Genomic DNA, 17827 nt, shown 5'->3' with positions numbered 1-17827 from the left:
GGGACACGCACATGGCGCGGATGGCGTCGGCCGAGCGGCGCCGGCAGCTCACGGAGGCGGCGATCAGGGCGATGAGCCGGGACGGAGTCGCGAAGACCACGACCCGGTCCATCGCCGCCGAGGCGGGCGTGTCCCTGAGTGTCTTCCACTACTGCTTCGACTCCAAGCAGGCCCTGATCGAGTCCGTCATCACGACCCTCACCGACCACTCCGTGACCGTGGTGAAGGAGGCCCTACGCCCCCGGGCCACCCTGGAGGAGACCGTCCGGGCCGGTTTCCAGGCGTACTGGGACCATGTCCGCGCCCACCCCGACGAGCACATGCTCACCTACGAACTGACCCAGTACGCCCTGCGCCAGCCGGGGTTCGAGCACCTGGCGCGACGCCAGTACGAGCTGTACGGCGACGCGTACGCCGACCTCATCGGCGAACTCGCCGAGACCATGGACTTCCGGCTCGGTGTCCCCGTTCCCGTACTGGCCCGCTACCTGGCCGCCATGACCGACGGACTGACCCTCAACTACCTGGTGCTCGGCGACGCGGCGGCCTGGACCGCAATCCTGGACACGGTCACCGCCCACATCACCGGCCTGGTGACGCCCGCCTGACCGTCCGCCGCCGGCGCCGCCCTCTGCCGTCTCCGCCCTCGGCCGGTCACCAGAGCAACGGCAGGGCGGCGAGATGGGTGTCCAGCCGGGCGGAGATGATCCGGTGGTCCTGGAGGGAGGGGTGCCAGTCGCAGCCGAGGAAGTCCAGGGCCGGATCGTCGTAGTACCAGTGGCCGACCCGGTGATCGCCCCGCCGGTTGCGTTCCTGGACGATCCGCAGGGTGGCCCGGGCGAACGCGGTGGTGCGGGAGACGCGGGTGGCGCCGACCACGAGGAACGTCCGGGGGCCGTACCGGCGCCGCAGCGCGTCGAGGAAGCCGTGGTAGGCGCTCTCGTAGGCAGCCGTCAACTCCTCCTCGGTGGACCAGGGTTCACCGGGGTTGAGGGGGGTGGAGAAGTCGTTGATGCCCAGGCCGATCACGACGACCTGGGGACGCCAGGTGTGCGGCCGCCGCCAGACGTCACCGTCGACATGCAGCAGGGCCCGGTCGTAGTAGGTGCGGAAGTCCGTTCCGGGGCTGCCGCCGTTGTAGTTGCGCACCATGCCCCGGCCGGAGAAGGCGTTGATCTGGTGGTCGGCGCCGAGCCGCCGGGCGGTGAGCGCGCCGAAGGAGAGATCGGCGTTGCTGTTCCGGTTCACTCCGCCGGTAGCCGAACAGTCGCGCGTGGCGGAGACGTTGCCGTATCCGGCGGTGAAGGAGTCACCGATGAACTCGATCTGTCTGCTCCGGGCCGGGGGTGCCGCGAGGACGGCCCCGCCGGGAGCGGCGGTGAACCCGCCGAACCGGCCCGCGGCCCAGGGGCTCTCGGTGCGTTTCACCAGCCGCACGCTGTGCTCGGCGTCGGAGAGGCCGTCGACCAGGTACGTCGTCCGGCCCGGCGTCACCAGGGTGGCGACGGTCGTGCCGTCGACCTGGACGTCGTAGTCGTTGTCGAAGTCCTCCAGGACCACGCCGACACCGCGACCGCGGAAACGCCCCTCGAAGCAGATCCCGGGCCAGGTGTAGCGCACCGACCCGTCGTCACTCCTGCTCACCCGGCCGACCGTGTGGAAGCGGGCGCACGCGGTGGAGGCCCGTGGGGTGGAGGCGCGCGAAGGGGAGGCGACGGCGGTGACGGTGCCCGCGACGGCGGCCGTCAGCAACGTCCTTCGGGACAGGCGTTCAGCTGGGTACATGGGGCCTTCCTTCGCCGACGGACAGGTCCCCTGTGCTGTGGGAGCGCTCCCATTCAAGGGCTCTGTCGAAGGTGACCGTCCCGCGCGCCGTCGTCAACCCCTCGCGAAGGCATCTTCACATCGGAGCCGCGCCCACCACGTGAGATCGTTGGCTCTCCGGTGCCGAAGGCGCCGGTCCGCCCGGTCGGGCCGCCGCGGTGTCACCGATACCGGGATGCCCAGCCCGGCGGCCCGCGATGACCATGGAGGGGGAGACAGGGCAGGCCCCCAAGCACGCGGGGAGACCGATCGCGTCGTGCACGCGCCACGGGATCCCAGGGACCGCCCGACGCATCATGAACACCACCCGAACGGCGAGCGAGTCGAAGCCGGACGGCTCCGGCGGACGTGTCCTGTCGGCGCGGACGCTGGCCCGGCTCGCGCTGCTGTGCGTCGCCGGCGCCGTCGCGGCGGTCGGGGCCGGCGCCGGATCCGGCCGCTGGCTGGTCCTGCTGCTCGGCCTGGCCGGACTCGCCCTGGCCGGCGCGGGCATCTGGTGGGCCCTCGCGCACCGGGGCGTGGCGCGCCTGCTCGGCGCCCTGCTGGCGCTGGCCGCGCCGGCCGGCGTCCTGGTGCTGTACGCCGTGTCGGGGCTGTGGGTGATGGCGGCGACCGCGCTCGCGTTGTGGACGGCGGCACTGGCCTGCGCCCGCAGCGCGCTGCGCCGGCTGCGCGCACCGCACGGCATGCACTCCCGCCCGGTCCGGCCACCCCGCCGACCCGTGCTGATCATGAACCCGCGGTCCGGTGACGGGAAGGTCGGTGAGTTCGGGCTGGTGGAGCGGGCCGAGGCGCTCGGCGCCCGGGTGCTGCTCCTCGACGCCGGCACGGACCCGGTGGCCCTGGCCCGGCGGGCCGTGGCCGAGGGCGCGGATCTGCTCGGCGTGGCGAGCGGCGACGGCACCCAGGCCCTGGTGGCGGGGGTGGCCGCCGAACACGGTCTGCCGTTCGTCGTCGTGGCCGCCGGAACCCGCAATCACTTCGCCATGGATCTGGGCCTGGACCGGGACGATCCGGCGAGCGGCCTGGACGCCCTGTCGGACGGCGTGGAACTCCGCGTCGATCTCGGTGACGTGGCCGGGCGGCCGTTCGTCAACACGGTCTCGTTCGGCACGTACGCGGAGATAGTGCAGAGCCCCGACTACCGCGACGCCAAGGCGGCCACCGCCCTGGACCAGCTGCCGGACCTGCTGGTCGGCGACGCCGGCGCCTCCCTGGAGGTCCGGACCGACGACGAGCACCTGCACGCCCCGCAGACACTGCTGGTGAGCAACAACCCCTACGTCCGCGCCGACCCCCTGGGCGGCGGGCGCAGACCGCGGCTCGACGGCGGCACGCTCGGAGTGATCGCGGTCCGGGTGGACAGCGCCGCGCAGGCCGCCGAACTGGCGCTGCGCGGCGAACGGGCCGGCAGCATCACGGCGCTGACGTCGCGTCGGGTGGTCGTCGAGGCCGACGAGGAACTCGTCCCGGTCGCCGTCGACGGCGAGGCGCTCACCCTGCCGCCGCCCGTCGTGTGCACGGTGCGGCCGGGCGTCCTGCGGGTGCGCGTGCCCAGACAGCGTCCCGGCGCCCCCTACGTGGCCCCGGCCGTCGACTGGCGGCGCGTCGTCCGCCTCGCGCTCGGCCGGACCCCCCTGTCCGTACAGAAGAACCAGGAGCACAGCGATGCCTGACCGTCCACTGCGGGAACCTGGGGCACGCCGAGGTCTGATGCGTGACCTCGCCGCCCTCGACCAGGCCCTCTACGAGGCCGTCACGGTCACCAGGACGCCCACGCTGGACTCCGCCCTGCGGCAGCTGTCCGCGGCGGCGGACCACTCCAAGATCTCGTTCGTCGCCGCCGGGCTGCTGGCCCTGTGCCCGGGCCGGCCGCGCCGTGCCGCCGTGCTAGGCCTCGCGGCGGTCGGTGTCGCCTCGTCGACCGCCAACCTGCTCGGCAAGCGGCTCGTCCGTCGGCCACGCCCCCATCGCGCCGAGGCGTCGCCGTTTCCGGGACGGCATGTGCCGATGCCGGCGTCGGCGTCCTTCCCCTCCGGCCACACGGCCTCGGCCGTCGCCTTCGCCGCGGCGGTCGGACCCGCGTTCCCCGCCGCCACGGTCCCGCTCGGCCTGCTGGCCTGCGCGGTGGGCTACTCACGGATCCACACCGGCGTGCACTACCCGGGCGACGTCGTCGCCGGCGCGGTCCTGGGCACCGGCGCGGCGGCCGCGGTCCTCGCCGCGGCGGCCCGTCGGGGCGGCTGAGCGGGGGCGCTCGGCGGGGGTGTCGGACGGGTGCAGGGTGCCGGGTCCGGGTCCGGGTGCCGAAGGGGGAGACGGGTGGGCCCGTCTGACGGCGACGGCGAGCATTCCCGTCCGTGAGGAGGGGGCGGCGTGGCGTCTCCACCCGCCCCTCACGAGGCGTCGTCCACCCGTCCTTCACGAGGTGGCGTCCACCCCCCGTCCCTCGCGAGGTGGCGTCCACCCGTCCCTCGCGAGGTGGCGTCCACCCGTCCCTCGCGAGGCGTCGTCCTCCTCCCCTTACGGGCGGCGCCCACCCGTTTCTGACGAGGCGGCGTCCCGCTCGGGCCCGCAGGGGATCGGCGCGGGCCCTGCCGGCAGGTACCAGGTCACACCCGCAGGGGATTGGCGCGGGCGGCCGCCAGCACGTACCAGGCGGTTGCCCCGGTGTGCCGGTAGGGGTAGTAGCCGAATCCGAAACCGGTGTCGAGCGGGCTGCTCGCCGAGACCACTCCGGATCGCGCGGCAAGCGTCCTGCCGCCGATGGTCTGGCCGCCGCCGAGTCGTTCCTGGGCCCGCTCGACGGACGCGAGCAGCCGCCGGGCGCGGGCCTCGTCCCCGGGAGCGTGCCGGTCGCGCAGAGCGAGTGCCAGGTGGGCCGTGCCTTCGAACCACACCCCGTGGCGGTCCGGCTTGGGCTGCCCCGCGGCGATCGGGGCGTCCTCGTTCGCCAGCAGGCTGGCGGAGCTGAACGTGACCCCCTCGTAGGACTGGCCCGCAGGCACCGTGCTGTTGGGCCGGTCGGCCGTGTCCAGGACGGCCAGTCGGGTCGCGGCCCAGTCCAGGGAGCGGGCGTGGGCGGGCGAGTCGAGGGCGAGGTGGGTCCAGGTCTGGGTGTCCTCGGGGATCGGCGAGGTGTTGACGGTCACGCCGTCGTTGGTGCCGGTGTAGAAGAAGCCCCCGGCCGGTTCCCACATGCGCTTGACGAAGGCTTCGGCACGCGCGCGCCGCTCCCACCAGACCCCGTCTCCGGTGAGCCGGGCGAGCTGCCCGAAGAGGGCGATCAGGTCGGTGTTGTGCTCGGTGGAGGTGAACGGCAGTTTCTCGTCGGCCCCGTTGACGCCGAACTTGTAGCCGCCCAGGGGTTCCTCGGTGTGGCCGACGCGGGCGATCCACTCGCCCGCCCGGACGGCGCCGGTGAGGAACCGCCGCTTGCCGGTACGGCGGGCGAGGGCGCCGAGCGCGATGGCGGCCCAGGCCATGTCGCCCACGGCGGTCCCGGTGAAGCCGAACTGGGTTCCGACGTTGGCCGTGCCGTCGGCCCGGACGAAGCCGTCCGGCTGCGGCGTGCCGTCGTAGAAGGTGTACGGCCCCACGTTGTACGCCTGCCGGAGTCTGCCGTCGTCATGACCGGGGTCATGGGTCTGGGCGTGGAGGAGCGCGTCGCCGAGCGCCACGGCCCGGGACCGGCCGTCCTGGGTGCGGGAGGCGAGGTGGGCCAGGATCGTGAGGGCGTTGTCGTAGGTGAAGGCGGTGCTGAACAGGCCCGCCTGGTCGGTGTAGCTCTGGGCGAGCCGGATCGGGCCGTGCTCCGGATAGGCGTCCATGGCCGCGGCCAGGAAGGCGTGGGCCCGCCGCTGGGAGGAGCCGTGGCCCGCGCCGGACGGGGATTCCGCCGCCCCCGCCGTGCCGGCGCCGGCCGCGGTGAGGACCGCGGCGCCGACACCGAGCCCGGTCCCGATGAGCGCACGACGACTGAGTACCGGGCCTTGGCTGCCGGTCATGGGTCTCCTCGAAGGTGTGGGGGTAGCGCTGCGGAAAAGGCGGGACAGGGCGGGACAGGGCAGGAGCGGCGGAACGGGATGAGGCTGAGAGCGCTCTCAGGACTGCGCGCGCTCATTGTGCTGTCGCGCCGGGCCCCGGTCAACGTCTGGGACATGCCGGTCAGTTGCGAGCGCTGTTCGTGCTCCGACCGCCGGGCCGACCGACCGCCGGGCCGACCGACCGCCGGGCCGACCGACCGGCCGACCGGCCGACCGGGAAGGGCGCTGCGGCGTGCCCCCGGCACGTCCACCTGCGTGCGCGTCCGCTCAGGCCGTCAGCAGCGGGCCTCGCCGAGCGGGGGTCTGGCGTACGGGATGCCACGGAAGACGGCCAGGCCGTCCTCCGTACGGCCGCGGACCACCCCGGCGGTGGTGCGGACCTCGGGCTCCGGGGGCTGGACCGCGGACATGGCCGGCTCCTCACTCTGGTACTCCGAGCAGGTGAAGCGACTGACTGAACGGTTGCCTGTTTCGCGACAGCTGTCGAGACTCCCGGCACCTCGAGCCGGCGGTGGCCGGCGTCGGCGGTCGCGGGATCAGCGGTCGCGGACGGACCGGTCGCGGACGGACCGGTCGCGGACGGACCGGACGGGCGTCCAGTTGTGGGGCGGGCTGGTTCCGCCGTGGCGGCACGGCCGTCAGGAGGTCGCCGCTCCGGCCGTGGACGTACGCGTGTGACGGCGCGCCGCTCTGGGAGTCGAGGTAGGCGCCCCCGCCCACCCGGTCGGACAGCATGTACCGGCCGCCACATGCTCGATCCCACTGGGCCTGGGCCCGGGGCGGATCGTCGGGGGCTCGGCGGACGCGGACCCGGCCGACGGCGCGGACACGGCGGGCGGTGCGGCCGGCGTGGGCAGGACGTGACCGGCCGCGCGCTCGTTCGTGGCGGCGGCCTGGGCGGGTGAGGCCTGGACGGGTCCGGTGGCGGCGGACACGGCCGACACGGGACAGGCCGTGGCGCCGAGGGTGCCGGGGCGTCGAGGACGGAGCACTTGTGCGCATCGCGTGAGACCCCCTGTGAGCACGGCGACATTCGAGGCGCCCGGCTGGGTGCGGCCTCGTGTGCTGCCGAGCTGACGTCTGCCGCGGTACCGCCCCCCGTGTGGAAGCTGTGGCTCACTCGTCGGACGGCGCGTCGGACGGCGCGTCGGGCGGGTCGCCGAGGAGGGTGAGCCCCGCCGGCGTGATGGTGTGCACCACGTGTCGGCTGCGGCGCATGCTCAGCAGCAGGCCCGCCCGGCGCAGGACGGCGGTGTGCTGGCTCGCGGCGGCGCCCGAGATGCCGAACCGCCGCGCGAGCTCGCCGGTCGTGCGGCCCGTCACGACGTCCTCCAGGATGGCGGCCCGGGTACGCCCGAGCAGGACACCCAGCTCCGCGTCCCGTTCCGCGGCGCTCGGCCGTGTGGCCCAGCCGAGGGTGTGCTGGATCGGATAGACCAGGACGGGGACCAGTTCCGGAGCGGGGGAGGCGAGCATGATGGGTCTGCGGGAGCAGAAGAAGGACGGCTGGAGCAGCAACCCGCGTCCGCCGAGCCGCAGTTCGCGATCGACCGGGTAGTCGGCCGTCAGGACGGGCGGCTCCCAGCGCAGCGTAGGCCGGAAGCTCGCCAGGAGTCCGTCCGTGCCGCCGTCCAGGACCGCCCGGGCGCGCGCGGCCCGGTCGGCGTCCACCTGCGCCCGGACGTGCGGGCGGAAGGGGACGAGGGCGCGCCGGTGGTAGGCGTGCAGGGCCGCGCCCAGCCGGCGCAGGGCCTCGGGTTCGCCGTCGGCCAGGGCGCGGACGCCGGTCGGCAGCGGCCGCCGGGGCCGGGCCGGGGAGGCGGCGAGCCGTGCCAGGTCGCGGCGCAGGATGCTCCTGGGCGTGCTGAGCACCCGGTCGACCGCACTCTCCACGGCGAAGGTGCCGAGCAGGTCGGGGGTGAGGAAGTCCGGTGAGTAGCCGCGCGGCGGCAGGAGCGCGGTGAGCAGCCCGTCGGTCCGACTCAGCCGCGGGCGGACCAGGCGCCGCCAGTCGCCGAACGCCAGTGTGTCGTCCTTGCGGAGCAGGGTCTGGTAGCTGTTGGTGATCTCCCAGAGATGGTCGGGAGCGGCGGCGACACGGACGCGCGCGATGTCCTCGGCGGTGAAGTGCACCCGCAGCATGGGGTCTCCGATGGTGGTCGGTCATCGGGTGAGGGCGGTGCCCCACGACAGTGACCGAGCCCCGCCGGTGGGGACAAGGCCGCATTCGGCCACCCACCTGCCGCGCGTGCGGGGGAGCGGCCACGGATCGCCGCCGTCGTCCCGGACGGCGGGAGCGCCGGAGGCGGCCGGGTCGCTCGGGTGCGGAGCTCGCCGGCCGTCCGGATACGTGCCGCCCGACCGGGATCCGGTCAGGCGCCGACGTACGCCGCGAGGTGCTCGCCGGTGAGGGTGGAGCGGTCGGCGACGAGGTCGGCGGGGGTGCCCTCGAAGACGATCCGGCCGCCGTCGTGGCCGGCGCCGGGGCCGAGGTCGATGATCCAGTCGGCGTGCGCCATGACCGCCTGGTGGTGCTCGACGACGATGACCGACCGGCCGGAGTCGACGAGCCGGTCGAGCAGACGCAGCAGCTGCTCGACGTCGGCGAGGTGGAGGCCGGTGGTCGGCTCGTCGAGTACGTAGACGAGGCGGTCGCCGCCCTTCGCGCCCATGTGCGTGGCCAGCTTGAGCCGCTGCCGCTCGCCGCCGGACAGCGTGGTGAGCGGCTGGCCGAGACTGATGTAGCCGAGCCCGACGTCGGCGAGCCGGTCGAGGATGGCGTGGGCGGCCGGTGTGCGGGCCTCACCGGCGCCGAAGAACTCCTCGGCCTCGGTCACCGACATCGCCAGCACCTCGCTGATGTCCTTGCCGCCGAAGGTGTACGTGAGCACCTCGGCCTGGAACCGCTTGCCCTCGCAGTCCTCGCAGGGGGTGGCGACGCCGGCCATCATCGCCAGGTCGGTGTAGATGACACCGGCGCCGTTGCAGGTCGGGCAGGCGCCCTCGGAGTTGGCGCTGAACAGTGCCGGCTTCACACCGTTGGCCTTCGCGAACGCCTTGCGGATCGGTTCGAGCAGTCCGGTGTACGTCGCCGGGTTGCTCCGCCGCGAGCCCTTGATCGCTCCCTGGTCCACCGAGACGACCCCGGCCCCGGCGGGGATCGATCCGTGGATCAGTGAGCTCTTGCCGGAGCCGGCGACGCCGGTGACCACGCAGAGCACCCCGAGCGGGATGTCGACGTCGACACCCCGCAGGTTGTGCGTCGTCGCGCCGCGGATCTCCAGCGCGCCGGCGGGCTTGCGCACCGTCTCCTTCAGGGTGGCCCGGTCGTCGAAATGGCGGCCGGTGACGGTACCGCTGGCCCGCAGCCCCCCGACGGTCCCCTCGAAGCAGACGGTGCCGCCCCCCGTGCCGGCGCCGGGGCCGAGGTCGACCACATGGTCGGCGATGGCGATCGTCTCCGGCTTGTGCTCCACGACGAGGACCGTGTTGCCCTTGTCCCGCAACCGCAGCAGCAGGTCGTTCATCCGCTGGATGTCATGGGGGTGGAGCCCGATGGTGGGCTCGTCGAAGACGTACGTCGTGTCGGTGAGCGAGGAGCCGAGGTGGCGGACCATCTTGACCCGCTGTGCCTCGCCGCCCGACAGCGTGCCCGACGGCCGCTCCAGCGAGAGGTAGCCGAGGCCGATCTCCACGAACGAGTCGAGGCTCTGCCGCAGCGCGGTGAGCAGCGGCGCCACCGACGGCTCGTCGAGGCCGCGGACCCACTCGGCCAGGTCACGGATCTCCATGGCGCACGCGTCGGCGATGCTGATTCCCCTGATCTTCGACGACCGGGCGCCCTCGCTGAGCCGGGTGCCGTCGCACTCGGGGCAGGTGGCGAAGGTGACCGCCCGTTCCACGAAGGCCCGGATGTGCGGCTGCAACGCTTCCTTGTCCTTCGACAGGAACGACTTCTGGATCTTGGGGATCAGCCCTTCGTAGGTGAGGTTGATGCCGTTGACCTTCACCTTGGTCGGCTCGCCGTAGAGGAAGTCCCGCATCTCCTTCTTGGTGAACTCGCGGATCGGCTTGTGCGGGTCGAGGAAACCCGACTGGGCGTAGAGCCCCACGGTCCACTGGCTGTCCGACTTCCAGCCGGGGATGGTGAACGCGCCCTCGGCGAGCGACTTGGAGTCGTCGTAGAGCTGGGTGAGGTCGATGTCGGAGACCGTGCCCCGGCCCTCGCAGCGGACGCACATGCCGCCGGTGCGGTGGAAGGTCGCCTTCTGCGCCTTGGTCTTGTTGCCGCGCTCGACGGTGATGGCGCCGCTCGCCCGGACCGAGGCGGTGTTGAAGGAGTACGCGCTGGGCGGGCCGATGTGCGGCTCGCCGAGCCGGCTGAAGAGGATCCGCAGCATCGCGTGGGCGTCGGTGGCGGTGCCGACGGTGGAGCGGGGGTCGGCACCCAGCCGCTGCTGGTCGACGGTGATCGCGGTGGTCAGCCCGTCGAGTACGTCGACCTCCGGCCGGGCCAGCGTCGGCATGAACCCCTGCACGAAGGCGCTGTAGGTCTCGTTGATCAGCCGCTGCGACTCCGCGGCGATCGTGTCGAACACCAGCGAGCTCTTGCCCGAGCCGGAGACGCCGGTGAACACCGTCAGCCGACGCTTCGGGATCTCGATGCTGATGTCCTTGAGGTTGTTCTCGCGCGCGCCGTGCACGCGGATCAGATCGTGGCTGTCGGCAACGTGCGGTTCAGGCGGCCGGGTGTCCGTTCTCGTGGCCTTGCTCATCATGTCTCCATCTGTCGGGCCGGGCCGCTTCCGCCCTCGGCGTCGCCTGGCTCGATCTAACCAGCTACGGGGTGCACGTCTCTTCCCTTTTCGCCAACTCCCGGAACCTGAAAGGGAGTTGGGGTGCCGGATTCCGCTTCCGGCTGTGGGTCGGGGTCGGCCGGCGTGGTGACACCGGCCGGCCTCCGGCTCACCTGCCGCGGTGCTGGGCGAAGCGCAGCATGTTGCCCGCGGGATCACGGAAGGCGCAGTCGCGCACCCCGTACGGCTGGTCGACCGGCTCCTGAAGCACGTCGGCTCCCGAGGCCTGGACGCGCTCGAAGACGGCGTCGCAGTCGTCGGTCGAGAAGATCACGCCGCGCAGCATGCCCTTGGCCAGCAGTTCCTCCAGGGCCCGCTTGTCGGCCGGTGAGGTGTTCGGGTCCGCGGCCGGCGGTTCCAGCACGATCTCCACGTCGGGCTGCGACGGTGAGCCGACCGTCACCCAGCGCATCCCCTCGAAGCCGACGTCGTTGCGTACCTCGAGTCCGAGCACGTCCCGGTAGAAGGCGAGTGCCTTGTCGTGGTCGTCGACGGCGATGAAGCACTGCGAGAGTTTGATGTCCATGCAGCTCAGGCTACGGACGGGTGGGGTTCTTCGCTTCTCCGTTCCTGACCGGTCCGGCGTTCCTGACCGGTCGGGTGAAGACCTTGGCGACACAGGCGGGGATGGCCGCACCCGCGTCATGCGGCCGGGCCCGGTACGCGCTCGGGCTCTCGCCGACCAGCTCGGTGAACCGCGAGCTGAACGACCCCAGCGAGGTACACCCGACCGCGAAGCAGACCTCCGTCACCGACAGGTCGCCGCGCCGCAGCAGCGCCTTGGCCCGCTCGATCCTGCGGGTCATCAGATAGCTGTACGGCGTCTCCCCGAACGCGGCGCGGAAGCTGCGGGAGAAGTGGCCGGGCGACATCAGGGCCTCGCGGGCCAGCGCGGGGACGTCGAGCGGCTGCGCGTAGTCGCGGTCCATCATGTCGCGGGCCCGGCGGAGCCGGACCAGGTCGGAGAGCGTCACGGCTCCAGCATGGCACGGCGGGGTCCCGTCGGGCCGGTGCTCGTCCTGCCGGTGACCGGTGGCCGAAGCGCCGGTCAGGCACACCCGGGCTCCTGGCCTGCCGCGGTCCAGGACTCCCAGGGCGTCGGGCCGGTGCCGGCGTCCCACGCCCGCAGGGCCTGCCCGTCCCAGCACACGATGCCGCACTGTTCGGCGTACTCGACAGCCGGAGCGGTGAAGTCGCTGGTGGTGACGACGACGGCGACATCGGCCTCATGGACGGTGAAGCAGGTCCCGCCGAAGCGCTGCAGATCCTGGGAGCCGACCCGGTGGCCCTCGCCGTAGCGCTTGCACTGGATGACGACACGCCGTCCGTCGGGTGCGACGGCCAGGACGTCCGCGCCGAGGTCGCCCGCGCCGCCGACGACTTCGACGTCCGAGCACCCGTCCCGTTCGCACAGGGCGGCTATCGCCTCCTCGAACTCCTCCGGATCAAGGACGTCGTGGGGGGCCGTGGCGCCGCGGGGGAGGACGACCGTCTGGTCACCGGCGATGTCGACGACGAGGAGCGAAGACTTCTCGTCGGTGCGCGTGGCCGGTGCGGTGGCCAGCACCTCGACCGCCGTACCCGCTCCCTCGTCGAGCGCCGCGGCGGCCCGTCGTGCCACCCTCGCCACGGAGAGCCGGTGCCGTCGGCGCCGCAGGGCCAGGGTGAGCGCCACCCCCACGAGGGCGAGCACGAGAGCCCAGGCGGGGCGCCGCTCGACGGCGTCGGCCGCCGCCCTGGCCGAAAGGCCCACAGCGATCAGGGCGAGGGCGAGAAGGCAGAAGTAGGCGGCGGTCCGACGGAGATCGAAGGGACGGCTTCGGCGGTCGGCGGATCGCGGACGGCGTACGGGCGTGGTCACGGCGGCGCGTGCTCCTCACGGGGTCGATTCCAAGATCACTACCGCCGTGTGCCCAAGATCAGTTACTTCATCGTGTTGGTGGCCGACTTCGTTGCGTGCGGGTGCCTCGGTGCCTCCTCGCGGCGGTGCCCGGGCGAACTGGTGTCTCACACCTGACAGTTGTGCCCCGGGCCGTTCGCGGCGTGGCCGCGCACGGGTGTGGGTGCGGTGCGCGGTCACGCCGCGCGCCGCACCCACGGTGGTCAGGCGAGGTGGTGGACGCGCTGGGTCGTCAGCTCGTACCGGGCGCCCACGATGGCGAGTTGCCCGGTCGTCACCTTCGCCGCGAGGTCGGGTTCCGCCGCCAGGCGCGCGCGGACGGCCCGGACGTGGGCGTCGACGGTCGCGTCGACGCGGGCGGCACCTTCCTTGCCGTGGTCGATCGCCGGCCGTATCTGGTCGGCGAGATACTGGATGTGGGCCGGCAGCCGGGCGCCGGACTCGTCCGCCTCCACGGCGGCGCGCACGGCTCCGCACGACTGGTGGCCGAGCACCATGACCAGCGGAATCCCCAGTTCGAGCACGCCGTACGCGACGCTGCCGAGGACGGCCTCGTCCAGCACCTCCCCGGCGGAACGCACGGTCAGCAGGTCGCCGAGACCCTGGTCGAAGACCAGCTCGGGCGGGACCCGGGAGTCGATGCAGCCCAGGATGACGGCGAAGGGGTGCTGACTCGTCGTCAGCGTCTGCCGCACCGTGGGTGTTTCGTCCGGGTGCGTCTCGCGGTACGTACTCCAGCGGCGGTTGCCCACCGCCAGTTCCCGCAGGACTTCCCCGGGTGTGCCGGGCCGGTGACGGGTGCCAGGGCCGGCGGCGGCGGGCGTCGCGCCGAGCGTGACACCGGCGCCGAGTACGGCGGCCCCGGTCAGCCCGGCGCGCAGCAGGGAGCGGCGGGCGGTCGAGGGGGTGGGGGACTGCGCGTCGGCGGATGCGGTGGCCTGCCGGCCGACGGCTCTGTGAGGGGTGACTTCTGAGTTCACGGAGAGGAACGTACGCCCGAGTCCGCGTCCGGCCGCGCGCGTTACCCAATCATGGCTGGACATGACCGGATCCTGGTTGATCTTTAGTGCGCTGTTGGGTTTCTCCGGTGCCGTCCTTGACTCCGGGGAGCCGGAGCGGAGAGGCACGTGGGTGCCCCTTGGGCAGCGGATCACCCGGCCGCCGGCGGCCCCGGGCCGCCGGCCGCCCCCGCCGCCGGCGCCTCGCGGCTCACACGGCACGCCGCATGCACACCAGTTGGTCCCGTTCGTCCCATGACGGGGTGACGGCGAAGCCGAACCGCTCGTACAGGGCGATGGCGTCCGTCCGCCATGCCCACACCGACAGCCGCACCGTGCCGACGCCGCTGTCCGCGGCCTGCGCGAGCGCGGCGCCGATCAGGCCGGACGCGACGCCCCGGCCCCGGGAGGCGGGGTCCGTCCAGAGCCTCTTGATCTCCGACCACCCGTCGGCGGGAGCGGTGACCACCAGACAGCCCACGGCGGTGTCCCCGCTCAGGGCCAGCAGGACGACGTCGTCCGCGAACGCGGCCCGCGGGTCCGCGATCTCGGCCCGGTACCGGCCGGGCAGCGCCTCCACGCCGGAAACGGCCTGGCCCTTCTCGGCCTCCGTTCGCAGGTGGTAGGCCGCCAGCAAGCCGGCCAGGCCGGCCGGACCGGCCGCCGTGGCCGCCTGGCCGGGCCAGCGGACGATGGACACCTCGTGTCGATCACTCATCGCACCAGCATCACACGCCGGGCGGCGTCCGAGCCCGGGGGGTGACTTCCGCACGGTCCACTTCGGCCTGGATCACTGCCGCCTGGTCAGCAGCTCCTTGTCGGCGACCGTGGCCAGGGACAGCGTCCGGTATCCCATGGAGTCGAACAGGACGGTGACGCGGTCGCCCTCCTCGCTCATCACGGTGCCGTCGCCCCACTCGCTGTGCCGCACCTGGGTGCCCGCCGGGTAGGAGGCGGCCGCGGGATGGGCCGGCCGGGAGTCACCGGTGCCGTTCGGGTCGCCCACTCCCTCGACGACCGTCCCCTCGCTCGCGGAGGAGGACGCGCACACGTCACAGGTGCCGCAGGGGGCCTCGTAGGGCTCGCCGAAGTAACCGAGCAGGAAGCGCCGGCGGCAGCCCGTCGCCTCGGCGTACCCCAGCACCATCTCCAGCCTCGACCGCTCCAGCCTCCTGCGTGCCCGCGCTTCCTCCGCCGCGCGCACGGTGGCGTCCTCGGCCGTCACACCGGGCACGAAACGCACCTGCCCGTCGGCTTCGGTGCGTACGGCTCCCGCCTGCTCCAGGAGGTTGGCCGCCGCCGTCACACGGCGGCGCGACAGGTTCGTCCGCTCGCCGACGTCGTCCAGCGCGACGGGGCCGTCCTGGTCCTGGATCCCCTCCGCGACCTCACCGAGGGTCTCCTCGTCGGGCGCGCGAGCGGCGAAGAGGTGCTGGAGGCCGCTGTCCTCCGGCCGGTAGTGCAGAACGGCGAGCGCGGGCGCGCCGTCGCGGCCGGCCCGGCCGATCTCCTGGTAGTAGGCGTCGAGCGAGCCGGGCACCGAAGCGTGCAGCACGAACCGGACGTCCTCCTTGTCGATGCCCATGCCGAAGGCGGAGGTGGCGACCACCACGTCGGCCTCGCCGGCCAGGAAGGCGTCGTGGGCGCGGGAGCGCTCGGCGGCGCTCAGCCCGGCGTGGTAGGCGGCGGCCGACAGGCCGAGTCCGGTGAGCTCGGCCGCGTAGTCCTCGGCGTCCCGGCGTGTGGCGGTGTAGACGATGCCGGGCTTGGGCTCCGTCGCGGCCCGCTCCACCACTGCCCGCCGCTTGTCCGCGTCGTCCTGGAAGCGGCGCACCTCCAAGGTGATGTTCGGCCGGTCGAAACCGGCCACGACCAGTGCCGGATCCTCCATGCCCAGCCGCTGCACGATCTCCTCGCGCACCGGAGGCGCCGCCGTGGCCGTCAGGCCGAGGACCGTGGGTCTGCCCACCCGCTGGACCACCTGGGCCAGGCGCAGGTAGTCGGGGCGGAAGTCGTGGCCCCAGGCGGCCACGCACTGCGCCTCGTCGACGACGAACAGCGAGGGCGCGGCCCGGGCCAGCCGCTCGACGACCTCGTCCTTCGTCAGCTGCTCGGGGGAGAGGAACAGGTACTCGGCGTCGCCGTGCTGCACCGCCGCCCAGGCGGCCTCCGTCTCGCCCTGCGGCTGGGCGGAGTTGACGGCGACCGCGTCCGGAGCGCGATGGCTCAGCAGGCCGGCGATCTGGTCACGCTGGAGGGCGATGAGCGGGGAGACCACCACGGTGGGGCCGGGACGTAGCAGTGCGGCCACCTGGTACACGGCAGATTTCCCCGCGCCGGTCGGCATGACCACCAGGGTGTCGCGGCCCGCCGTGACCGCTTCCATGGCGGTCAGCTGTCCCGGCCGCAGCTCCCGCCAGCCGAACACGTCGGCGGCGGTCCGCGCCAGGCGGTCCGCGACGCCCTGTTCCCTCTCGTCCGGCATTCCGGCCCCTCTTCCTCGACGTCCGTGCCCGTGCGGATTCCCGCGGAACCGCTGTGTCCGTCGTCCGGGCCTCCGCGTCCCTGGCCGGACGGGTTCACCGCCGCCGTCCGACTACCCCGATTCCCCGGCTGTCCTCACGTCCGGACGTTCCGCGGCCACCGGCGGGCCGCTCCCGGTCGAACCGGTCACTCGCCCACGACATGAGGAAGCCCCGGTCTGCTCGGGGGAAAGCCGACCGGGGCGGTACGGGGTGCGGACGCGAAGGGCGGTCGCCTCTCGGCGAATGGCTCCGTGGGGCTTCAGCCGAACGATCGTCCCCACGGGCGGAGGGTGAGGCCCGGGGACACGGTCCCTCCGCACCCGCACACACAGTTGAACGGTGAACCACGGTGCGCTGTTCCCGGGGCGTAGTCCCCGGCGGGTGTGAACTGCGTCTCGCCATCCGGGGGCTCGGGCGATACCCCGCGGACGAGCCCGCGCGGTGCCCCGTCCGTGAATCGTGATCGCCAGGAGTGAGCCGTGAAGATCCGGGTAGTCGGCGAACGTCGGCGGGAAAGGAGCAGGCGGCGCCTGGGGAGGTCGACCGCCTCTCCTTTCCCGCCCGTTTCCCGCCCGCGATCACTCCGCGCGGCCGAACTCCCGCCGCCGACGTGAACCTGCGCGCGACCGTCCACGCAGGCGGTCGGATGAGCGCGAGGCGATCGAAAGAGACATGCGGCCTTTGAACCCTCGCCAACTGAGCGATCGGCCGCGGCGTCGCGACCGTGGCCAACCTGTTCGGCCCCCAACGGGTGATCATCTCCGGTGAGGGGCTGGCGGCGTACGACCTCTTCGCCGAGCAGATCCGCGACGCCTTCGCCTCGGCCGCCTTCGGATCGGCCGCGCGGTGTGACCTGCTGACCCGTCCCCTGCCGTTCGAGGAGTGGGCGCGCGGGGCCGCGGCCACCGCGATCCAGTCCTTCATCCACGCGGACGCCTCCTGATGGATGCCCGGCGAACCCACCACCGGCTCCGGCGACCGCCGAGCCGCCGGCCCGCAGGCGTCTGAGCAGCCCCGTCCTTCACCCCCTCGCGCTTTCCCCGCCCGTGCTCCCACCGTCCCGTCGACACCGTCCCTGGAGGTCCGGCCCATGCCGTCATCCTCGTACGCCCCCCTGCCCGGAGCCGCTCCGCGGCCCGGCCGCCGCGTCATGAGAGCCCTGCTCGTCCTCGCCCCTCGGCGCGGGTGTCGCGACGGCCGTACCGGCGGCCCGGGCGGACACACCGGTCCCGGCACCCGCCACCGTCGCCGAGCCGGCCGCCAAGCCGTACATGGGCTGGTCGAGCTGGAGCGTGCAGTCGTCGAAGTACCCGGGTCTCAACCCGGACGGCGACTACAGCTGGCTCACCGAGGCGAACGTCCTGAAGCAGGCACCACCGCCGTGATCAGCGCGGCGGGCAGCATGGGCACGCCGAAGAGCAGGTAGAGGCCGATCGCGGCGCCCACGAACTCCGCCAGGTCGGTGGCCATGGCCACCGACCTCGGCCTGCGCCCACAGCCCGACGACGACCGGGCGGCGGAAGCTGTCCCGGCACAGGGTCGGCAGGTCACGCCCGGTCGCCAGGCCCGTCTTGGCGGACAGGTACTGGAGGAACATCGCGACCGCGCAGGCCGAGACGAGCACCCACACAGCCGACGCATGGGGGCGGCCCGGCGGCAACGGGGCAGGCCCGGGGCG

At 73.3% G+C, this 17827-nt stretch carries 15 protein-coding genes and 2 pseudogenes; 5 read left to right on the top strand and 12 right to left on the bottom strand.

The window, feature by feature from the left end:
* The first annotated feature begins 11 nt into the window (after positions 1–11).
* A complete protein-coding gene (locus QQS16_RS04205; RefSeq protein WP_286060254.1) occupies positions 12–608 on the top strand; it encodes a TetR/AcrR family transcriptional regulator in 597 nt (198 codons plus the stop codon).
* Positions 609–654: 46 nt separating this feature from the next.
* Here QQS16_RS04205 and QQS16_RS04200 read toward each other — a convergent pair whose 3' ends face one another.
* Entirely contained in the window at positions 655–1785 is a 1131-nt protein-coding gene (locus QQS16_RS04200; RefSeq protein ID WP_286060253.1) for an SGNH/GDSL hydrolase family protein, read from the bottom strand.
* A 335-nt stretch (positions 1786–2120) separates the two neighbouring features.
* Between QQS16_RS04200 and QQS16_RS04195 the strand changes: the two genes are divergently transcribed.
* Complete coding sequence (locus QQS16_RS04195; protein ID WP_286060252.1) at positions 2121–3500, top strand: diacylglycerol/lipid kinase family protein; 1380 nt, start codon at positions 2121–2123, stop codon at positions 3498–3500.
* Positions 3493–4071, top strand: coding sequence for a phosphatase PAP2 family protein (locus QQS16_RS04190; protein ID WP_286060251.1), 579 nt, complete (start codon positions 3493–3495; stop codon positions 4069–4071). Before QQS16_RS04195 ends, QQS16_RS04190 begins: the two co-directional genes overlap by 8 nt.
* A 365-nt stretch (positions 4072–4436) precedes the next feature.
* On the opposite strand, the gene QQS16_RS04185 is transcribed toward QQS16_RS04190, so the two are convergent.
* The 10 genes from QQS16_RS04185 to QQS16_RS04140 form a co-directional block, all read right to left on the bottom strand.
* Positions 4437–5831, bottom strand: a complete 1395-nt coding sequence (locus QQS16_RS04185) for a Tat pathway signal sequence domain protein (RefSeq protein WP_286060250.1) — start codon at positions 5829–5831, stop codon at positions 4437–4439.
* A 314-nt stretch (positions 5832–6145) separates the two neighbouring features.
* A complete protein-coding gene (locus tag QQS16_RS04180; protein WP_502963759.1) occupies positions 6146–6280 on the bottom strand; it encodes a carboxylesterase family protein in 135 nt (44 codons plus the stop codon).
* Positions 6281–6986: 706 nt separating this feature from the next.
* Positions 6987–8012: an ArsR/SmtB family transcription factor gene (locus QQS16_RS04175; protein ID WP_286060249.1), complete on the bottom strand. Its 1026-nt coding sequence runs from the start codon at positions 8010–8012 to the stop codon at positions 6987–6989.
* Between the two features lie 230 nt (positions 8013–8242).
* A complete protein-coding gene (locus QQS16_RS04170) occupies positions 8243–10645 on the bottom strand; it encodes an ATP-binding cassette domain-containing protein (protein WP_286060248.1) in 2403 nt (800 codons plus the stop codon).
* Between the two features lie 190 nt (positions 10646–10835).
* Positions 10836–11252, bottom strand: coding sequence for a VOC family protein (locus tag QQS16_RS04165; protein WP_286060247.1), 417 nt, complete (start codon positions 11250–11252; stop codon positions 10836–10838).
* Positions 11253–11262: 10 nt separating this feature from the next.
* Entirely contained in the window at positions 11263–11700 is a 438-nt protein-coding gene (locus QQS16_RS04160; protein WP_286060246.1) for a helix-turn-helix domain-containing protein, read from the bottom strand.
* 74 nt (positions 11701–11774) lie between these two features.
* Entirely contained in the window at positions 11775–12587 is an 813-nt protein-coding gene (locus QQS16_RS04155; RefSeq protein WP_286060245.1) for a restriction endonuclease, read from the bottom strand.
* Between the two features lie 242 nt (positions 12588–12829).
* Positions 12830–13606 (bottom strand): carbonic anhydrase, encoded by a 777-nt coding sequence (locus QQS16_RS04150; RefSeq protein ID WP_286060244.1) that lies wholly within the window; start codon positions 13604–13606, stop codon positions 12830–12832.
* A gap of 229 nt (positions 13607–13835) precedes the next feature.
* Positions 13836–14342 (bottom strand): GNAT family N-acetyltransferase, encoded by a 507-nt coding sequence (locus QQS16_RS04145; RefSeq protein ID WP_286060243.1) that lies wholly within the window; start codon positions 14340–14342, stop codon positions 13836–13838.
* 72 nt (positions 14343–14414) lie between these two features.
* Positions 14415–16109 (bottom strand): RecQ family ATP-dependent DNA helicase, encoded by a 1695-nt coding sequence (locus tag QQS16_RS04140; RefSeq protein WP_286060242.1) that lies wholly within the window; start codon positions 16107–16109, stop codon positions 14415–14417.
* A gap of 740 nt (positions 16110–16849) precedes the next feature.
* Here QQS16_RS04140 and QQS16_RS04135 point away from each other — a divergent pair.
* Together QQS16_RS04135 and QQS16_RS04130 are read left to right on the top strand one after the other, a co-directional pair.
* Positions 16850–17092 (top strand): annotated as a pseudogene (locus QQS16_RS04135) (sugar kinase); the annotation flags it as partial.
* A 147-nt stretch (positions 17093–17239) separates the two neighbouring features.
* A pseudogene (locus QQS16_RS04130) lies at positions 17240–17519 on the top strand (alpha-galactosidase D); the annotation flags it as partial.
* On the opposite strand, the gene QQS16_RS04125 reads toward QQS16_RS04130, so the two are convergent.
* Entirely contained in the window at positions 17483–17746 is a 264-nt protein-coding gene (locus tag QQS16_RS04125) for a divalent metal cation transporter (protein ID WP_286066219.1), read from the bottom strand. The pseudogene QQS16_RS04130 and the gene QQS16_RS04125 sit on opposite strands and share 37 nt — an antisense overlap.
* Between the last annotated feature and the right edge of the window lie 81 nt (positions 17747–17827).

The organism is Streptomyces sp. ALI-76-A, from assembly GCF_030287445.1.
Taxonomy (GTDB): Bacteria; Actinomycetota; Actinomycetes; order Streptomycetales; family Streptomycetaceae; genus Streptomyces.
The sequence above is the reverse complement of the archived record's forward strand: the minus strand, read 5'-3'. Positions and strand labels throughout refer to the sequence as shown.

Bases quoted from the DNA above. Each gene is read 5' to 3' on its own strand.
- QQS16_RS04195 (WP_286060252.1), top strand. From the start codon at position 2,121: ATGAACACCACCCGAACGGCGAGCGAGTCGAAGCCGGACGGCTCCGGC.
- QQS16_RS04145 (WP_286060243.1), bottom strand. From the start codon at position 14,342: ATGAGTGATCGACACGAGGTGTCCATCGTCCGCTGGCCCGGCCAGGCG.
- QQS16_RS04165 (WP_286060247.1), bottom strand. From the start codon at position 11,252: ATGGACATCAAACTCTCGCAGTGCTTCATCGCCGTCGACGACCACGAC.
- QQS16_RS04190 (WP_286060251.1), top strand. From the start codon at position 3,493: ATGCCTGACCGTCCACTGCGGGAACCTGGGGCACGCCGAGGTCTGATG.
- QQS16_RS04200 (WP_286060253.1), bottom strand. From the start codon at position 1,785: ATGTACCCAGCTGAACGCCTGTCCCGAAGGACGTTGCTGACGGCCGCC.
- QQS16_RS04170 (WP_286060248.1), bottom strand. From the start codon at position 10,645: ATGAGCAAGGCCACGAGAACGGACACCCGGCCGCCTGAACCGCACGTT.
- QQS16_RS04185 (WP_286060250.1), bottom strand. From the start codon at position 5,831: ATGACCGGCAGCCAAGGCCCGGTACTCAGTCGTCGTGCGCTCATCGGG.
- QQS16_RS04180 (WP_502963759.1), bottom strand. From the start codon at position 6,280: ATGTCCGCGGTCCAGCCCCCGGAGCCCGAGGTCCGCACCACCGCCGGG.
- QQS16_RS04175 (WP_286060249.1), bottom strand. From the start codon at position 8,012: ATGCTGCGGGTGCACTTCACCGCCGAGGACATCGCGCGCGTCCGTGTC.
- QQS16_RS04125 (WP_286066219.1), bottom strand. From the start codon at position 17,746: ATGTTCCTCCAGTACCTGTCCGCCAAGACGGGCCTGGCGACCGGGCGT.
- QQS16_RS04205 (WP_286060254.1), top strand. From the start codon at position 12: ATGGCGCGGATGGCGTCGGCCGAGCGGCGCCGGCAGCTCACGGAGGCG.
- QQS16_RS04140 (WP_286060242.1), bottom strand. From the start codon at position 16,109: ATGCCGGACGAGAGGGAACAGGGCGTCGCGGACCGCCTGGCGCGGACC.